The organism is Massilia sp. Leaf139 (assembly GCF_001424165.1).
GTDB lineage: Bacteria > Pseudomonadota > Gammaproteobacteria > Burkholderiales > Burkholderiaceae_D > Telluria.
In genome coordinates, this window is record NZ_LMOJ01000028.1 from 48,008 (window position 1) to 66,547 (window position 18,540).

The 18,540-nt window shown below is 67.0% G+C and carries 13 protein-coding genes; 7 read left to right on the plus strand and 6 right to left on the minus strand.

From position 1 onward, the window contains the following. Positions 1-97: 97 nt before the first annotated feature. Positions 98-2,506 carry a penicillin-binding protein 1A gene (locus ASF77_RS22955; protein ID WP_056345441.1) on the plus strand — a complete coding sequence of 803 codons (2,409 nt, stop codon included), beginning with the start codon at positions 98-100 and terminating at the stop codon, positions 2,504-2,506. 1 nt (position 2,507) lies between these two features. Here the strand turns inward: ASF77_RS22955 and ASF77_RS22960 are convergent, their stop codons facing one another. After that, on the minus strand, positions 2,508-3,278 hold the full coding sequence (locus ASF77_RS22960) for an anti-sigma factor (RefSeq protein WP_056345444.1): 771 nt from the start codon (positions 3,276-3,278) through the stop codon (positions 2,508-2,510). Next, on the minus strand, positions 3,275-3,763 hold the full coding sequence (locus tag ASF77_RS22965; RefSeq protein ID WP_056345713.1) for an RNA polymerase sigma factor: 489 nt from the start codon (positions 3,761-3,763) through the stop codon (positions 3,275-3,277). Before ASF77_RS22965 ends, ASF77_RS22960 begins: the two co-directional genes overlap by 4 nt. A gap of 127 nt (positions 3,764-3,890) precedes the next feature. On the opposite strand from ASF77_RS22965, the gene ASF77_RS22970 reads away from it, so the two are divergent. Next, positions 3,891-5,195, plus strand: a complete 1,305-nt coding sequence (locus tag ASF77_RS22970; protein WP_229445553.1) for a S8 family serine peptidase — start codon at positions 3,891-3,893, stop codon at positions 5,193-5,195. 100 nt (positions 5,196-5,295) lie between these two features. Further along, positions 5,296-6,150 carry a hypothetical protein gene (locus ASF77_RS22975; RefSeq protein WP_056345446.1) on the plus strand — a complete coding sequence of 285 codons (855 nt, stop codon included), beginning with the start codon at positions 5,296-5,298 and terminating at the stop codon, positions 6,148-6,150. Between the two features lie 21 nt (positions 6,151-6,171). Here ASF77_RS22975 and ASF77_RS22980 read toward each other — a convergent pair whose 3' ends face one another. Beyond that, positions 6,172-6,843: a hypothetical protein gene (locus tag ASF77_RS22980; protein ID WP_156649000.1), complete on the minus strand. Its 672-nt coding sequence runs from the start codon at positions 6,841-6,843 to the stop codon at positions 6,172-6,174. A gap of 279 nt (positions 6,844-7,122) precedes the next feature. Between ASF77_RS22980 and ASF77_RS22985 the strand changes: the two genes are divergently transcribed. Beyond that, a complete protein-coding gene (locus ASF77_RS22985; protein WP_056345452.1) occupies positions 7,123-9,312 on the plus strand; it encodes an EAL domain-containing protein in 2,190 nt (729 codons plus the stop codon). Positions 9,313-9,343: 31 nt separating this feature from the next. Here the strand turns inward: ASF77_RS22985 and ASF77_RS22990 are convergent, their stop codons facing one another. The 3 genes from ASF77_RS22990 to ASF77_RS23000 form a co-directional block, all read right to left on the minus strand. After that, positions 9,344-12,091: a PAS domain S-box protein gene (locus ASF77_RS22990; RefSeq protein ID WP_056345457.1), complete on the minus strand. Its 2,748-nt coding sequence runs from the start codon at positions 12,089-12,091 to the stop codon at positions 9,344-9,346. Between the two features lie 125 nt (positions 12,092-12,216). Continuing rightward, positions 12,217-13,419, minus strand: a complete 1,203-nt coding sequence (locus tag ASF77_RS22995; protein ID WP_082494032.1) for a GGDEF domain-containing protein — start codon at positions 13,417-13,419, stop codon at positions 12,217-12,219. A 152-nt stretch (positions 13,420-13,571) separates the two neighbouring features. After that, positions 13,572-14,795: an AMP-binding protein gene (locus ASF77_RS23000; protein ID WP_056345460.1), complete on the minus strand. Its 1,224-nt coding sequence runs from the start codon at positions 14,793-14,795 to the stop codon at positions 13,572-13,574. A 191-nt stretch (positions 14,796-14,986) separates the two neighbouring features. Here ASF77_RS23000 and ASF77_RS23005 point away from each other — a divergent pair, with 191 nt between their 5' ends. Genes ASF77_RS23005 through ASF77_RS23015 form a run of 3 tightly spaced genes read left to right on the plus strand, consistent with a single transcriptional unit; the run spans position 14,987 to position 18,484 of the window. Then, the gene (locus ASF77_RS23005) at positions 14,987-15,358 is read left to right on the plus strand and encodes a phosphonate transporter (RefSeq protein ID WP_229445554.1); all 372 of its coding nucleotides are present in this window, start codon (positions 14,987-14,989) and stop codon (positions 15,356-15,358) included. Next, positions 15,355-16,710, plus strand: a complete 1,356-nt coding sequence (locus ASF77_RS23010) for a sensor domain-containing diguanylate cyclase (protein ID WP_229445555.1) — start codon at positions 15,355-15,357, stop codon at positions 16,708-16,710. The genes ASF77_RS23005 and ASF77_RS23010 overlap by 4 nt, the downstream gene beginning before the upstream one ends. Continuing rightward, positions 16,673-18,484 (plus strand): bifunctional diguanylate cyclase/phosphodiesterase, encoded by a 1,812-nt coding sequence (locus ASF77_RS23015; protein ID WP_229445556.1) that lies wholly within the window; start codon positions 16,673-16,675, stop codon positions 18,482-18,484. The genes ASF77_RS23010 and ASF77_RS23015 overlap by 38 nt, the downstream gene beginning before the upstream one ends. Positions 18,485-18,540: the final 56 nt, after the last annotated feature.

Below are 18,540 nucleotides of genomic sequence, written 5' to 3' on the forward strand. Positions count from 1 at the left end.
AGGCGTGACTATGGCATATGCGGAACGCGAAAGAAAGCGGATTATAATGCCCCGCCGGGCCTGCCTTTTGCGCGGCCCACAGCAGGAGAACACCGTCTTGACCAAGCCCACCTCCGCCTTGCCGCGCCAGCGCCAACGCCCGCGCAAGCAACAAGGTTTCATCTTCTTCCTCCTCGCCGCCATCGTGCTCGTCATCGCCGGCGCGGCGGTCTGGTTTCTGTTCGCAGTCGTCAAGAACGTGCCTTCGATCGAGGCCGTCACCGACTACAAGCCGAAGATCCCGCTACGCATCTACACCGCGGACAAAGTCCTGATCGGCGAGTTTGGCGAGGAGCACCGCGATTTCGTGCCGATCGCGCAGATCCCGCCGATGATGAAGCGCGCCGTACTGGCGATCGAAGATGCGCGCTTCTACGAACACAAGGGCATCGACTGGATGGGCGCGGCGCGCGCCGTGAAGGCCAACGTCACCGGCGGCTTCGGTTCGGGCGGCGCCTCCACCATCACCATGCAGGTGGCGCGCAACTTCTTCCTGTCGCGCGAAAAGGTCTTGTCGAGGAAGCTCAACGAGGTCGTCCTCGCGTACAAGATCGAGGATGCGCTGACCAAGGATCAGATCCTCGAGCTGTACATGAACCAGATTTATCTCGGCCAGCGCTCCTACGGCTTCGCCAGCGCGGCGCGCAGCTATTTCGGCAAGAAGCTCGACCAGCTGACGATCGCCGAGACGGCGATGCTGGCCGGCCTGCCGCAAAATCCCGCGCGCCACAACCCGGCGGTGAACCCGAAGCGCGCCAAGATGCGCCAGGAACAGGTGCTGCGCCGCCTGCGCGACCTCGGCGACATCGACGAAGCCCAGTATGCGAAAGCGGTGGCCGAACCGATGCGCGTGCACGCGCGGCCGCAGGAATTCGGCACCCACGCCCAGTACGTGGCGGAACTGGCGCGCCAGGTGGTGTTCGCCCAGTATGCGGAAGAGTCGTACACGCGCGGCATCCGCGTCTACACCACCATCGACTCGAAGGCCCAGGAAGCGGCCTACGATTCGGTGCGGCGCAACGTGCTGGCCTACGACAACCGCCACGGCTACCGCGGCCCGGAGGCCCGTATCGAGCTGCCGGAAAGCGAGGAAGAACGCGAGGAAGCCATCGTCGAGGCCTTGCAGAAGCGCCCGTCCAGCGACGGCCTGGAGCCGGTGGTCGTGCTGTCGGCCTCGCCGAAATCGGTGAAGGTCGAGAACATCGACGGCGACACCATCACGATCACGGGCGCCGGGCTGAAGTTCGCCGCAAGCGGCTTGTCGAGCAAGGCGAAGGAATCGCAGCGCATCGCGCCGGGCGCCGTCGTCCGCATCAGCAAGCTGGGCAAGGACGCCGCCAAGGCGGAATGGGGTATCACTCAAGTGCCGCTGGTGGCCGCCGCCTTCGTCGCGCTCGACGCCGAGACCGGCGCCTACCAGGCCCTGGTCGGCGGCTTCGACTACAACCTGCAGAAGTTCAACCACGTCACGCAAGCCTGGCGCCAGCCCGGCTCGGCGATCAAGCCTTTCGTGTATTCGGCGGCGCTGGAAAAGGGCTACAACCCGGGAACCCTGATCCTCGACCAGGAACTGGTCATGCCGGGCGAGAACGCCGGCGCCGACTGGTCGCCGCAGAACGACGACGGCGTCTTCGACGGCCCGATCACGATGCGCTACTCGCTGGCGCATTCGAAGAACGTGCCGACCGTGCGCCTGCTGCGCGCGGTCGAGGTACCGTACGCGCACGACTACCTGGCCAAGTTCGGTTTCGATCTGGCGCGCCACCCGAAGAACCTGACCCTGGCCCTTGGCACCGGCGCCGTGACGCCGCTCCAGATGGCTGGCGCCTACGCCGTGTTCGCGAACGGCGGCTACAGCGTCAAGCCCTACCTGATTTCACGGGTCGAGGACGGCGACGGCACCGTGCTGATCGAAAACAAGGCGCCGGAACCGCGCCTGGACGCCACGCGCGTGCTCGACCCGTGCAACGCCTGGATGACCGACTCCATGCTGCGCGACGTGACCCGCTACGGCACCGGCGCGGCCGCCACCAAGCGCCTTGGGCGTACGGACATCGCCGGCAAGACCGGCACCACCAGCGACGCCATCGACGGCTGGTTCGCCGGCTACGGCGGCAATGTGGTGGCGGTGGCCTGGATGGGCTACGACGAGCCGAAATCGCTGGGCGGCCGCGAATTCGGCGCGACGCTCGCCTTGCCGATCTGGATGGATTATATGCAGGTGGCGCTGGCCAAGCGGCCGGTCGTGGAACGCCCCGAGCCGGAAGGCCTCATGCGCGAGAACGACGACTGGATCTACGCCGAATTCGCCGAGATGCCGCAGTATCGCGGCATCGACGTCGACGTCGCGGCGCCCGCCGCGCCGGAACCCTACCTGACCGACGACGAGGACGCCGAGCCGCATCCGCGCGCCGACAGCGTGCCGCCGCCGCCGAACGCGGCGCCGGTGTTCGTGCCGGCGCAGTAGATCAGCGCTTCCAGCCGCGGTCGCGCGCCGCGCGCTCGGCCGCTGCGTCGAGCGCCGCACCGGCGATGCGCGCGTCGATGGCCTCGAGCACGGCGGCCGGCGCCGCGCTGCCGGCCTGGCGATAGTCAGCGCCGTCGGCCGGCGCCTCGCTCAATACCGGAATGCGCCAGTCTTCGCCCTCGCGGCAGGCCAGGCCCGCGCTGCCCCTGACGCTGAAGCTGCGGCAGTAGCCGCCCTCGCGCGTGGCGAAGCTGACTCCGATGCGGACAGGCGTGTCCGCTTGCGGCGCACCGGCCAGCTGCTGCGACAGCGCCGCGGCGAGTTCGCCTTGTGCCAGCAGACGTCCGCCGGCGTCGAGGGCGGCGAAGCGCGCCGCGTCCTTCCCCGTGTTCCCGAGCCAGACATTCAGCGCCAGCACGCCGACGACGAGCGAGGCAGCCAGTGCGCCCCAGCGCGGCCAGCTGCGCCGCTGTTCGGCGGCCTTGGCCGCCGCCTCCTGGGCCTGAGCCTTGCGCGCACGGGCAGCGTCGAGCGAACTGACGCTGCCGGATGCCGCGTCACCGGTTTGCAAGCGCGCCGGCACCGGCTCGTCGAGCACGCCGGCGAAGGCGGCAAAGACGTCGGCGCGCAGTGCCCGGTGGCGCGCAATCGCCGCGGCGACCTCCGGATCCTCGCGCTCGGCCCGCTCGACCAGGCTGCGTTCGGGTTCGTCCAGCTCGCCGTCGGCATAGGCCATCAGGGTTTCGTCGGAAAAAATCGTGGTGCGGATCATGGTGCGGCCCTCGCTTCGTCTTGCAACAGTGTTTGTAATGCCTCGCGCGCCCGCGCCAGCCGGCTGGTCAGGGTGCCGAGCGGAATATCCAGCACCTGCGCCGCTTCCTTGTACGGCAGCCCGTCCACCAGCACGAGAGCGACCACGACGCGGTGTTCTTCCGACAGCATGCTCATCGCCTTTTGCACGGCCATGCGTTGCTGGTGCGCTTCGATCGCATCGTGGCCGACCTGCTCGCCCTCCTCCTCGGGTGCGAACAGGTCGCTGCGCCGCACCCGGCTGCGCACCTCGTCGACCCAGGCGTTGCGCACGATCCGGAACAGCCAGCTGTCCAGGCGCGTGCCCGCGCTGTATTGTTCGGATCGCCCGAGCGCCCGTTCCAGCGCGAGCTGCACCAGGTCGTCCGCGTCCTCGCGGTGGAAAGTGAGCGAACGCGCGAAGCGGCGCATCCGCGGCAACAGGGCGGCAATGTCGTTGGCAAGCATGGTGTTCGTGTCGGTCACAGCGGGTAAACGTCGGCGCGAGGGATTTTATTCCATCCGCCAAGCGTTTTACTTCAAAATAGTTCTCGATGTACATATTCTCCATGCCGACATGCCCATGAAACCTCGCTTGAAACCTTCGCGTCTGGCCCAAGCCATTGCCGCCCTCCTTCTATGCGGCGCCGGCGCGGCCCAGGCGCAGCTGCGCCTCCCCTCGCTGAACCTGCCCCAGCCGCTCGGCCAGCCAGGACTCGACAGCCTGGTGCGGCCGGCCGAACGCCTGCTCGACCGCGCCGTGCCGGGCGATCTCGGCGCCCTGCGGCTGAGCGGCGTGACCGAGCTGCTGCGGCGCCACCCGAATGTGCTGGAGGCCGATCCGCGCGGCGCGGTGGTCGTGCGCGCGGAAATCCTCGCCACCTCGCCCGCGCCGGCGCTGCTGCGCGCCGCCGGGGCTCTCGGCTTCCAGGTGCTGCGCGAGGAACGCTTCGACGATCTCGGCGAGTCGCTGGTGGTGCTGCGGGCGCCCGCCGGCATGGGCACGGCCGACGCGCTCGAGCGCCTGCGCGCGCTCGATCCCGAGGGTGCATTCGATTTCAACCATGTCTATGTAGGAAGCGCGAGCGCTCCGCTCGGCGGCACGGCCCCGGCCGGCGGCGCGGCAGGCGCGTCCACGGCTCAGGGCGGCGTCGGCCTGATCGACAGCGGCGTCGACACCGGGCACGAAGTATTCGAAGGAACCGCCATCGAGCAGTTCGGCTGCGGCGGCGCGCACCATCCGGCACCGCACGGCACGGCGGTCGCGGCGCTGATGGTCGGGCGCAGCGAGCGCTTCGGGGGCGCGGCGCCGGGCACGCGGCTGTATGCCGCCGACATCTACTGCGATAGCCCCACCGGCGGCTCGGCCGACAAGATCGCCACCGCCCTGGCCTGGATGGCGCGGCAAGGCGTCGGCGTCGTCAACCTGAGCCTGGTCGGCCCGCCGAACGCCACGCTCGGCCGCATGGTGGGGGCGATGGTCGCGCGCGGTCACCTGCTGGTCGCGGCGGTCGGCAACGACGGCCCCGCCGCGCCGCCGCTGTACCCGGCCAGCTATCCCGGCGTGGTCGGCGTGAGCGGCGTCGACCGCGCCGGACGGCCCCTGCCGGAAGCGGCGCGCGGGCCGCAGGTGATGTTCGCCGCGCCCGGTAGCCAGATGGTGAGCGCCGCACCAGGCGCCCCGCCCTATCGCCAGGTGCGCGGCACCTCCTTCGCCGCCCCCATCGTCGCCGCGTTGCTGGCGCAGTCGCTGCCGCGCCCGGATCGCGCCGCCGCGGCGCAGGCCCTGGCCGCGCTGGCGCGCCAGGCCGCGCGTGCCGATGCGGGTTCGGTCAGCAATGCGACCGGCCACGGCGTCGTCGGCGCCGCCCTGCGCACCGACCCGGCACGCTTCCGATAAAAATTTTTAGGAATATTTTCGGATCGATGGAATAAACGGCCGAGCCCGTTCGTTCTCCTTGTACCGGCGCACAATCGCGCCACTTACTGGAGAACACATCATGCAAACCAAGAAAATCGTCCGCACCATCGCCACCGTCCTCGCCCTCGGCTTCACCGTCTCGGCCCAGGCCCAGCTGCTCGGCGGCGGTGGCGGCGGACTGGGCGGCGCGGTCGGCGGCATGATCGGCGGCGGCAGCAGCTTCGGCGGCCGCATGGGATCGATGGAGCCGATGGGCGGCCGCGGCGCCGTCGCCGGCCTGACGCGCCAGGTCGAACGCCGCCCGGCCGGCGTCGACGCCGGTGGGCTTGCTGGCCGCGGCGATGCCCGTGCAGAACGCCAGGGCGGCTTGCTGGGCGGGACGCGCAGTGGCGCCAACGGCGCAGCCGGCGGCGACGGCGGCGGCGACGGCGGCCTGACGGGCAAGCTGCAATCGGCAGGCGGCGCCCTGCGCGGCGGGGCGGACGGCAGCGGCGAACTGGCTACCGCACTGCCGCGCGCGCGTGCCGTCGGTTCCGGATCCGGATCTGGCTCGGGCTCGGGTTCGGCAGGCGGCGAAGCGGGCGCCAGCCGTTCTGTGTCGGTCTCGGGCGGCCTGTCGGGCAGCGGCGCGCAGCAGGTCGACGGCGGCGCGGGCCAGGTGCGCGATCTCGCCGGCGGCCTGCGCTCGGGCGCCGGCGAGATCGCGGCGCCGGTGGCCGCAGCCGCCCGCAGCCAGGCCGAGGGCACCGCGCAGTACGCTGGCGCCACGGCCGCGAACGCACGCGGCGCGGCCGCCGCCAGTGCCCGCGGCGCCGCCGACGGCGCCCGCTCGGCGGCACAGGGAGCGGCAGCGACGCGCCTGCCGGCGTCGGCAAGCGTGAACGGTTCGCTGTCGGCCGGCGGCTCGGCCTCGGGCGGCGCTACCTCCGAGTAAGCCTGGTTTTCCGGCATTCTCCTACTGGCGCGGACTGTTGGGCTCCACGTAGTCCGGCAACTCCGCGTCGTCCCGCACTACCGCGACGATGGCTTCGTCAGGATCGTAGGCATCCTCGGCGGACGCGTCGTGGTGGATGCTGCCGAGCGGCCCCGGCCCTCCATTTTTCTGCTTGATGTCGTACTGGTCGCCGCGCCCGTCAAGGCCGGCGCCGAACGGCAGCGTCGTCCGGACGAGCGGCGAACGGTTCGACCGACGTTCGCGGGCCGGATCGTGCGGCCGGCAATAGCCCGCGTGGCGCACGATGCCTTCAACCCTGCCGGTCGCGCAAATCGTCACGGTCAGGACGAACTGTTCGCCCCATTGCGCTTTGTCGTAGCCGGCCCTTGGCCAGGGTGGCGGTGCGAAGTCCGACACGATGCGCGCCGTCGTGATGTCTCCGATCGCGACGCCGGAAACATCGGCGAGCGTCTCCAGTAGTTGGCGATAGCGTGCCAGCACGGGTGCGAATGCTGCCGAAACCGGTTGGATCGATGGGGTCAGCAAGTCAATGGAAACGACGCCTTGACCATGCTGCCCGGCAAGCGAACGCAGTCTGCCGACGGCCCAATAGCCATCCAGGTGGTTATTGCGGCTGGCAAACGAGCCGCACAGACCAGCGGCGATGTTGGTCAGGTATGCGCTTCTAGGCATGTCGAATTACTGGGTTGTCGTGTTACGAACGCTAAGCTTCCGTCCTACCCAGGACAGTCGCGCCGGAATTCAATCCATTCGCCCAGTGCTGGAAACACAAGGTAAGTATATTTTCCAATGAGCAGCATTTCGGCGCATTTGTTTTAAGTTGTGCGCATTCGTTATACTTTTAGTCGCCAAAAGCGCGCCAGACTGGTAGATTCATGCTACCTCCCGACGTGTTTTTCCAGAATGATCAATCCCGTAGCCTGGTTACCGCTCTCTCCCGACAATGCGTTCATGCCGTTTATGGACGCTTTCAATACGCAAGCGTATCACCCGCGGCTGCTGGTCGTCGACGACGATCCGCGTTCACGCGCTTCCCTTCGTGAGCTGCTGAAAGACAGCGTCATGGAGCTGGCGACGGCACAAAACGGCAAGGACGCGCTGGCACAGTTATCTACCGGACGTTTCGATCTCGTGTTATTGGATTTGTGCCTGCCTGACGTGGGAGGACACACGATCATGGACTTCATCAGCCGCGAGGCGATCGACGTCGATGTCGTCGTCATCAGCGGCCGGGTCGAGATCGACGCAGCCATCGGTGCCTTGAAGCGCGGGGCCTTCGACTACATCAGGAAACCGTACGGTCTCGAAGAACTGACCACAACCGTACGAAATGCGCTGGAACAGCGCCGCTTGCGGCAGGCGAACCGGCACATCGCGCTCGAACTCGAACATTCCGAGCGCATGTACCGCTATCTGGTCGATGCTTCGCCCGACATTATCTATACCCTCGATCGCGAAGGGAGATTCACCTTCATCAACGACCGTGTCAGCCGGCTGCTGGGCTTCCAGCGCGATCAGCTGATCGGCCAGCATTATGGGGAATTGGTGCTCGAAGACGATCTGGAGCTGGCGAACCATGCCTTCAACGAACGCCGAAGCGACGGGCGCGCATCGCGCAATGTCGAGCTGCGCCTGAAGCGTTCGGCCGATGTCCGGCATCCCGCCAGTCGCGCAAACGATCCCATGACGATTTCCCTGAACGCGTCGGGCATGTATCTGCAAAGCGGTTCTTCCGAGCGGCCCGGATTCGTGGGTACCTATGGCGTCGTGCGCGACATCACCGATAAGAAACGTGCCGAGTCGGTGATTTCCTACCAGGCCTATCATGACATCCTGACCGATTTACCTAACCGCAGCCTGTTCCAGGATCGTCTGGGCATGGCCCTGATCCAGGCGAAGCGCAATAAAACCGAGCTTGCCGTCATGTTCATCGACCTGGATCGCTTCAAGCTGGTGAACGACACACTGGGCCACCACAAGGGCGACGCGCTGCTGCAACAGGTAGCGCGCCGCCTCAAGCGCTGCCTGAGGCAAGGCGATACCCTGGCGCGCCAGGGGGGCGACGAGTTCACGGTGGTGCTTCCCGATTTGCATCGCCATGAAGATGCGCGTGTGGTCGCCGCCAAGTTCATCGACAGCCTCGAACAGCCATTCGATCTCGATGGACATACGGCCCATATCTCGGCGTCGATCGGTATTGCCGTTTATCCCGACCACGGCGAGACGCTCGACGAACTGCTCCGCAACGCGGATACCGCGATGTACCAGGTAAAGGGCGAGGGAAAGAATGGCTTCGCCTTTTTCGATCAGTCGTCGCGCGAGATGCTCGATCGACGCACGGTACTGGGGCATGGGCTGCGCCAGGCCCTTGCCCTGAACGAGCTGGAAATGTATTACCAGCCGCAAGTCGATACCAGCACCAATCGCCTTGTCGGCGCGGAGGCGCTCATCCGATGGAATCACCCGACACGCGGCCTCATCCTGCCCGGCGAATTTCTGCCCTATGCCGAAGAAAACGATTTGATACCGGCGCTGTCGGAATGGATGATCGATGCTTTGTGCCGGGACATGCCGCGGTGGAGCCGTGTCGACGACACCCTGAAGCTATCGCTGAATCTGTCGCCGCGCTACCTCGATCGCGGCAAGATCTACGACAAGCTGCGTAGCGCCATGTCGGATCACGACATTTCGCCCGATCGGCTCGAAGTGGAAATCACCGAAAATATCTGCATCAGCAACCCGCAACATGCGATCGAGCAGCTGGAGCGCCTGGGGCAACTCGGCGTCTCCGTCGCCATCGACGACTTCGGCATCGGCTATTCGTCGCTGGCCTACCTGCATCGCTTCCCCGTCGATACGATCAAGGTCGACCAGTCGTTCATCAAGGCGATCGAGGACGAAGACACGCCCTATCCCGTCGTCCTCGCCATCATCTCGATCGCGCGTGGACTGGGCCTGCACCTGATCGCGGAGGGTGTCGAAAGCGAGGTGCAGGTGCGTTACCTGCGCGCGCACGGCTGCACCGTCATGCAGGGCTTCCTGTTTCATCGCCCGATGCCGATCGACGAATTCATCGCAACGATCGATCGAAAAGCGCAGCAGCACGCGGAACCGGTACCAGGCAAGCCGATGATGAACTGAACAGGAAACGGAGAGGCGATCCCTCGCTCAGTCAATTGGGCGGGCGCGCTTCAATCAGGGCACGAACCCGGCCGGAAAACTCGGTTATCGCGAATGGCTTCGTCATCACTTCCATGCCCGGATCCAGGCGACCATTACCGACGGCGGCCGTATCGGCATAGCCTGTAATGAACAAGACTTTCAGGCTGGGGCGCTTGATGCGCGCGGCGTCGGCGACTTGACGGCCGTTCAGTCCGCCCGGCAGTCCCACATCCGTGATCAGCAAGTCGACGCGCGCATCCGAATGCAGCACCTGCAGGCCCGCAGAACCATTCTGTGCGGTGAGCACGCGGTAGCCGGCTTCGCGCAGCACCTCTTCGATAATCTCGCGCAACGCATCTTCGTCCTCGATCAGGAGCACGGTCTCACCTTGCCCGGATTCCGCAGACAATACCTCACGGGCTTCCTGCTCCTGAAGCGCTCCCGCATAACACGGAAGATACAGCCACATCGTGGTGCCGCGTCCCGGCACCGAAGACACGCGGACATGCCCCTCGGATTGGCGCACGAAACCATAGACCATGGACAGACCCAGGCCTGTGCCTTCACCCAGCGGCTTCGTAGTGAAGAAGGGGTCGAAGATACGCGTGACCAGCTCCGGGGCCATGCCGCTCCCGGTATCGGTCACGCGGAGCGAGACGTACTGCCCTGGCCTGATCGCCTTCTCCTTCGCGGCAGACTCGTCGATCCATTGGTTGATCGTTGCGAGCGTCAGTTTCCCTCCCGCCGGCAGCATGGCATCCCTCGCGTTGATGCACAGGTTCAACACGGCGTTCTCGAGCTGGGAGGGATCGACCTTGGTCAGGCGAAGATCGGGTGCCTGGTCGATCTCAAGGTCGATCAAGGGGCCGACCGAGTAGCTGATCAGGTTCGCCATCCCATTGATGAGGGCATTCATGTCGGTAGGTTTGGGGTCGAGCGTCTGCCTGCGCGAAAAGGCGAGCAGCCGCTGCGTCAACGAAGCGGCACGCCGTACCGAAGACTCTCCCAAATCGATGTAACGCTCGAGCGCACTGTATTGTCCGCGTTGCAGCTTCAATTTGAGTACCTGCAATGCGCCGCTGATCGAGGCCAGCAGGTTATTGAAGTCGTGCGCCAGGCCGCCGGTCAGCTGGCCGACCGCCTCCATTTTCTGCGACTGGCGCAGCGCATCCTGTGCCTGCTTGAGTTCCGCCTCGCGCGCCTTGTTGACGCTGAGGTCGCGTCCGACCGCGACGAAATTCTGCCCGTCGAGTTCCGGCGTGACAGTCCATTCGATATGCTTCCAGCCGCCTTCCTGCGTGGCGATACGGTTTTCAAACCGCGCGGGCTGCTGGGTCTCGGCCATATGTCCGATCGCCTCCAGCGTCGACGGCATGTCGTCCGGATGCATGAAGCTGGCGTAAGGACGCATGAGCAGCTCACTCTCGCTCCATCCCAGTACCTGTGTCCAGGCAGGACTCACGGCGGACATCGTTCCTTCGAAGTTAGCGCGAGCGAGCATGTCCTGCGAGAGATTCCACAGGCGTTCGCGCTCGGCGGCACGCATGGCCATTTCGGCCGCGCGTTCCTTTTCGGCCGTGATGTCGCGGCCAGTGGCATAGGTCATGTTGCCAGCCCGAGCAGCGGCCCAGGAGATCCAGCGGATCGATCCGTCCTTGTGCCGGTACCGGTTCTCGACCGTTGTCTGATCGCCCGAGGCCGCCGCTTCGTATGCGGCGACCGTCGGGGCGTGGTCGTCCGTGAGGACGAAGTCGTTCACATGGCGGCCGATGAGCTCGTCGGCAGCGTAGCCAAGCAGCGTAGTCCAGGCTTGGTTCACGCGCCGCAGGTAACCTTCGAAATCGATGACAAGCATGAGCGCGGGCGAGGTATCCCACATGCGGTCGCGTTCAGCCGTTCGTTCGACGACCTGGCTTTCCAGTGTCTCGTTCAGTTCCCGCAGCCTTCGCTCTGCATGCTTGCGCGCGCTGACGTCCTGGAACAGGATCGCTACTTGGCGCCTGGTCGCGGGTTCGATACGCGAGCATGCCACCTGCAGGTGGCGATCGGTTGCTTCGAGCGCGCGTTCGAACCGGACTGGCTCGCCCGTATCGAGAACGCGTCGAAAGATGGCCACCCATGCATCCGCCTCGCTTTGTGTGAGCTTTTCCCGGCCTGTCTTGCCGACAATGTCTGCAATGCCGGCATGGCGCATGTACGCCTGGTTCGCTTCCAGGTGCAGGTAATCGGAAAGAGGGCCATGGGGACCGTCGATAAACTCGACGATGCAGAATCCGTCATCGATGGAGTTGAACAGGTTGCGATAGCGCGCTTCGCTTTCGCTCAGCTTGTCTTCGACTTGCCGCTTATCCGTGATATCGATCGACACCCCGGCCATTGACAGTGGCACCCCGTCATCCGAAAAAAGCGTCTTCCCGCGAATGGCAATCCAGCGAACCTGTCCGGCTGGCGTCACGACCCGATACTCGATGTCGTAGTCCGCTCCGGAAGTCACACTGCGCTCGACGGCCTCGGCCATGCGCGCACTGTCGTCGGGATGAACCGCAGCACGTAGCTCTTCATAGCTGAAGGGCGCATTCGGGTCGCGCCCGAAATTCAGCCGGCAGATGTCCGAAGTCGCCAATGCATACGTCGCCAGATCCAGGCTCCAGGTGCCGAGACGTCCGGCCTTCAGGGCGAAGGTCAGCCGGGCCTCGCTCGCACCCGCCGCCGCTTCGGCATCCGCGCGCCTCTCCTGACCGTCACCGTATTCCACCATATCGTTCACAATCCTGTTCCCCTACCTTCGTCCGGGCGCTACCAATGGTACAGCCAGATTCCCGCCCCGAACATTTTCACAACATGGCCCGACAGTAGCCGCCTGCAGCGCATCCACACGGCGCCTCAGGCATACGACCGTAACCCCTCCACCCCCGCCACCACCGTCCCGCGCACACCATTCCTCCCCCCGCGCTTGACCGCATACAGCGCGTCGTCCGCCGCCCCGATCAGCGCCTCGAAGCGCGCCGGCGGGTGCGGGTGCAGCGCGGGCACCGAGGCGACGCCGAAGCTGGCCGTGGCGCGGACGGTCTGGCCGCCGACGGGCGTCGCGGCCTCCGCGAAGGTCGCGCGAATGCGCTCGGCCAGTGCCTGCGCGCCGGCCAGGTCGGTCTGCGGCAGCACGATCAGGAATTCCTCGCCGCCGTAGCGAACCACCGTGTCGACCGCGTCGCGCACCATCGATTGCAGCAGGCCTGCGAATGCGCCCAGCACCTGGTCGCCGGCAGCGTGGCCGTGGGTGTCGTTGATGCGCTTGAAATGGTCGATGTCGCACAGGATCACCGACAGCGCGCTGCCGTAGCGGCCGGCGCGCGCCAGTTCTGCGTCCAGCAGGCCACTTTGCAGGATGCGGCGGTTGTGGCAGCCCGTCAGCGGGTCGCGGTCGGCCAGCTCCTGCAGCAGCATGGCGGAGCGGAACTGCTCGCGCTGGACGAGGTGGAAGCGGCGCGCCGCGATGCACCCCAGACTGTTGCCCAGGATGAGCAGCAAGACCAGCGCCACCAGATCGTCCATGCGCAGCGAGCCCTGGATCACGAGCATGGCCCCGAAGGCCACGCTGGCGCCGATGCCGATGGCTACCGCATAGACGAAGCGGTTGGGGAAGATGACGTAGACCGCCATCAGGATCAGCGCCAGCGACATCAGGTTCCAGGCCATGGCCGCGGGCTGGTACCAGCACAGCACCGGGAATACGGCCAGGCCGGCCACCAGCGCGGCGCAGGTGGCGCGGATCGAGACCGGCACCGAGTCCGGATGGCGGGCGATGGCGAGATAGGCGCCGACGGCCACCAGCGCAACGATGACACGCAGGCCGATCATGGCCCATGCGGTGGGCGTGCTGCCCAGGGTCGCGAGGTCGGTGAGGCCGAAGACGACGTAAAAGGCGGCCGAGATCAGCAGGCTAGTTTTCAGCTGGGCGTTACGTTCGGGCAGGCAGTAACGCAAGAAGCGCTCTTCGAAGGCGCGGTCGGCGAACTCGGCGCGGTGGCGGTCGATGGCCAGGGAGGACGTGGACAGGTGTTGAGGCAGCACAGCGGCTTTCAGCAATGAACTTCATCAGGCATTCATACGCGCTCGGGCGCGCTTTCTTGCCGAACAGAATCAACCAACATTCTAACGCAAGCCGCTACTAAAATTGTCATTCTGAAATTGATTATTTCGCATCGCAGCATTGTGCTCCGTGCGCTCGTGGTCTGCCTTCACTCCCAGGCATCGATGATCCAGTCCGCCGCCTTCCCGCCCGGCTGGCGCGGCAGCGTCGGGCCGAAGGAATAGGCCGCCGGCCGCTCGGGCGGCGCCAGGCGTTCGGCAATCCAGCCGTCCAGCGCCGCGCGCAGCGCCGCTGGCGCCACACCCTCGGCGGGCACCACGAAGGCTTTCAGACGCGTCCCTTCGTCGAGCCGCATCGGCCGCACGACGCATTCGCGCACGCCGGGATGCATGGCCAGCACCTCGGCGACATAGGCCGGATGGACGTTGACGCCGCCGACCTGCACCGCTTGGTCGATGCGTCCGGTCGGCACGAAGCGACCGTCGTCCAGCCATTCGAGTCGATCCTGCAACGGGAAGCGGGTCGCTGCGCCGGCGGATGTGCGCTCGATCGTATGCTCGGCCTCGCCGCGGCGCCAGTACGGCAGCAGCCGGTAGGCCTCGCCCGCCGCCCAGCGCCAGCCGACGCCGGCCGTCTCCGAGCTGCCGTAGACCTGCAGCAGGCGCAGGCCGTCCGCCGCCAGCGCCAGCGCCGTGGCGTCCGGACAAGGCGCGCCCGAGCTGACGCCGATCACGTCCTGCGGGAAGCGCGGCCCCAGCGCCGCCACCTGCCCCCAGAAGTCGGGATGGGCCACCACCAGGTCACCCGCGCCGAGCAGGCCGGCCAGGGCCGCGGGCGACGTGCCGCGCAATTCCAGCACCGGCAGCGGCGCCGCGCCGGACTGCGGCAGCAGCACGGTGAACAGGAAGCCGTAGATGTGATGCGCCGGCACGGCAGAGAACACGCGGCGGCGTCCGGGCGTCAGCTCGGCCAGCGCGTCGACCTCCTCCCACAGGCGCGCCAGCGGATGGGCGCAGCGCTTGGGCGCACCAGAACTCCCGGAGGTGCGGAAGGTCAGCAGGCTGTCGTCGATCGCCAGGCTGGCCCGCGCCGCGCCGATCCAGTCGCCGAGCCGGGGTTGGGCCAGCAGCGCGTCTTCCCTGCCCGCGCGGGCAAAGCAGAGCAGGTCGGCCAGGCTGGTGGCAGCGCCCATCAGATCCAGCGAGTCGGCGCCGAAGTCGGCCACCAGGTCGGCGTCGAACGGCCAGGCGGACGGCGGCGCCAGCGCCCGGCCCGGCCGTGCGGCCGTCAATTCCGCGGCCACCAAATCGCGCACGACGCGCGCCAAAGCCGGGCCGTGCTGCCACCATTGCGGATGCCGAGGCTGATCCATTGTTTTCATTTCGCTAAATTAAGGCTGGCGATGGTGCGGCCGGCGCTTTATTCTGTCAACAGCCCGCGATTTATTGTGACTACCGGTGGCGCGCACGATTGACACTTGCGCTGGCACATGCCAACATTTGTTTCTGTAAATCAACCAACTGACATCCGACAAGGCGGGAACCTCTAATGATGAGTGAAACGATGACTTTCGATGCGCGCGGCCTGGCCGAAACCCTCGACGCAAGCAGCCAGGAACAGCTCGACACGCTCGATTACGGCGTGATCGGTTTCGACGCCGAATCCGTTGTCCAGCGCTATAACGCCTTCGAGTCGCAGGCCGCCGGCCTGTCGCCCCAGCGCGTGCTCGGCGAGCCGCTGTTCACCAATGTCGCGCCCTGCCTCAACAATTTTCTGGTCGCACAGCGTTTCGAAGACGCCTTCGACGAGGGCAGCGAACTCGACGACACGATCGACTACGTCCTGACCCTGCGCATGCGTCCGGTCAAGGTCAAGCTGCGCCTGCTGGCAAGCGCCGGCAGCGCCATCCGCTACGTCCTGGTGCAGCGCCGGTGATTCCAGTCGACGACAGCGTGGAGAGCCTGCGCGCCGAGCACGAAGCCCTGATGCAGTTCCTGTACCTGGCCCCGGTGGGCCTGGTGCAGGCAGATCTCGACGGCGAGATCGTGATGATCAATCCGATTTCTGCCCAGCTCCTGATGCCGCTGTCGCCCGACGGCTGCCTGACCAACCTCTTTGCCGCGCTCGAAGGCGTGGCGCCCGACCTGCGCCTGCAGTGCCGCGAGTACCCGCGCGCGAACGGCATGGTCTTCGAAGGCCTGCACATCCACCTGCGCCCGCAGGGCCTGCGCAAGGCCACGCCGCAGATCCTGTCGCTCACGCTCCTGAAGCTCGACGAGGCGCGCGTCATGGCCGTGATCCAGGACGTGACGGCCGAAGTGCGGCGCGAACGCCAGCTGCGCCAGAGCGACGCCTGGCTCAACGCCATCCTGACCCGCATCAGCGACTATGCGCTGGCCGCGCTCGACCGCCAGGGCCGCCTGTGCGACTGGAACGAGAGCATCGCCCGCGTCACCGGCTTCGACGAGCACATCGTCGGTTCGCCCTATTCCATCTTCTACCCGCGCGACGCGATGACGGACGAGCACCTTCTCGACCGCCTTCGCGAAGCGGATCACAACGGCTGGAGCATGGACGAAGGCCTGCGCCTGCGCGCCGACGGCAGCCAGTTCTGGTGCAGCGCCCTGATCGCGCCGCTGCCCGATCGCGAAGCCTTCGGCGACGATCCAAACGCGCCGGCCTTTTGCCTGATCCTGCGCGACATCAGCGACAAGCGCGCCGCCACCGAGAAGCGGCGCCAGGCCGCCTTCTGCGATCACCTGACCGAGCTGGCCAACCGGCGCGCCTTTTTCGAAGCGGCCGAGCTCGAACTCGACCGCGCCGCCCATACCCCGCGCTCGCTGGCGCTGATCGTCTTCGACGCCGACCACTTCAAGCACATCAACGACCGCTACGGCCACCCGGCCGGCGACCGCGTCCTGTGCGACCTCGCCAACGTGTTGCGCGACACCTTCCGCGCGGTCGACACCGTGGCGCGCCTGGGCGGCGAGGAATTCGCCGTGCTGCTCCCCTCGACCGGCATCGAGCAGGCCCTGGCCAGCGCCGAGCGCCTGCGCGCCCAGGTGGCGACGCGCCTGGTGGCGGCCGACGGCTTCGAGATCGCCTACACTGTCAGCGCCGGCGTCGCCGTGCTGAACGACGAAGGCCTCGGCATCGATGCCCTCGTCAAACGCGCCGATCAGGCGCTGTACTTCGCCAAATCGCAGGGACGTAACCGCGTCTCCCCCTGGAACCCGGAGCTAGCCACGCATGAAAACCCTCCACCACGAAGCCGCCATGCAGGTTGAGCAGATCGACGCCTACGAGGCGCTCGTCCAGTTCCTCTACCGCGCACCGATCGGCCTCGTGCAGACGAAGCTCGACGGTGGGGTGGAGATGCTCAACCCGATGGCGTCGAATCTGCTGATGCCGCTCGCCAGCGACGGCGGCCTCGATAATCTCTTCGCCGTGCTCGAAGGCGTGGCGCCGCAGCTGCAGCAGATGGCCGATGCCTTCGAACAGCCCTCGGGCGTGGTCTGCGAAGCCCTGCGCGTGCCGCTGCGCGAAGGCCGCAGCGCGCCGGGCGCGCCGCAGGTGCTGTCGATCAGCCTCATGAAGCTCGACCCCGAGCGCCTGATGGCGGCCATCACCGACGCCACCCTGGAAATGCAGCGCGAGCAGGAAAACCTGCGCCGGCGCCTGCGCAGCGCCGCGCGCACCGATGCCCTGACCCGGCTGCCGAACCGCGCCGCGGCGCGCGACCAGCTGCAAAGCCTGCTCGACCGCCAGGGCGTAGACGACCGCTTTGCGCTCCTGTTCCTCAATTGCGACCGCTTCCGCCAGGTGAACGACACGCTCGGCCAGGCCGGCGGCGACCAGTTGCTGACCGCCGTCGGCGACCGTCTGCTGGCGGCGCTGGCCGACCGCATGCGCGCGGCAGGCCTGCCGGCCGACGGCCGCATCGATCCGGCCGCCGGCGGCGCCGGCCTGGTGGCGCGCGTGGGCGGCGACGAATTCGTGGTGCTGCTCGACGGCCTGCGCCATCCCGACGAAGCCGAACGCCTGGCGCTGCGCCTGCTCGACGCGCTGGCGCGCCCGCATACCGTCGGCGGCCACGAGGTGGCCTGCCGCGCCAGCATCGGCGTCTACTGGGACGGCGGCGCAGGCGGCGACGCCGACGAGGCGATCCGCGACGCCGGCATCGCCATGATCGAGGCCAAGCGCGCCGGCGGCGCCCGCCATGTCGTGTTCGAAGCGTCCATGCGCGAACGCGCCGCGCGCCGCGCCGACATCGAGGCCCAGCTGCGCACGGCCCTGCTGGAAGAACAGCTGTTCGTGGTCTACCAGCCAGTGGTCGGCCTCGCCGCGGACGGCACGGTCGACCACGCGGCCGGGGTCGAGGCCCTGGTGCGCTGGCAGCATCCGACGCGCGGCCTGGTGCCGCCCTTCGACTTCATCGGCATCGCCGAGGAATGCGGCCTGATCGACCAGATCGGCGACTTCGTGCTGGCGCGTTCCTGCACCGACTTCATGCGCTGGCGCGCCGAACTGGGCGAACGCGCGCCGCGCTTGATGGCGGTGAACCTGTCGCGCGCCCAACTGGCCCAGCCCGACTGGACGGCCAAGGTGGCCGCCATCCTGGCGGAGACCGGCATGCCGGCCGCCAGCCTGCAGCTCGAGGTGACCGAAAGCCTGGCGGCCCAGGACGAACAGATCCAGGTGCGCCTGCACGAACTGAAGGGCCTGGGCGTGAAGCTCGCGCTGGACGATTTCGGCACCGGCTATTCCTCGCTCTCGAGCCTGCACCTGCTGCCGGTCGACACGGTCAAGATCGACCGCTCCTTCGTGTGCAAGGCCGATACCAGCCACCACCACCAGGTGCTGATCGAAGCCACCGTCAAGGTGGCGCAGAGCCTGGGCATGAACACGGTGGCCGAGGGCATCGAGACCGCCGCCCAGCTCGACGCGGTGCGCGCCCAGTCCTGCGCCAAGGGCCAAGGCTACCTGTTCAGCCGGCCGCTGGTCTCGAGCGCGCTGGTGGAATGGATCGGCGCCCGGTTCGCCGCGCCCGGCCAGGCCTGATCGCAGCGCCCTGTCCGGCCTGTCCTACAGTGCCGGCAGTCGTGTTCCTATGGCGC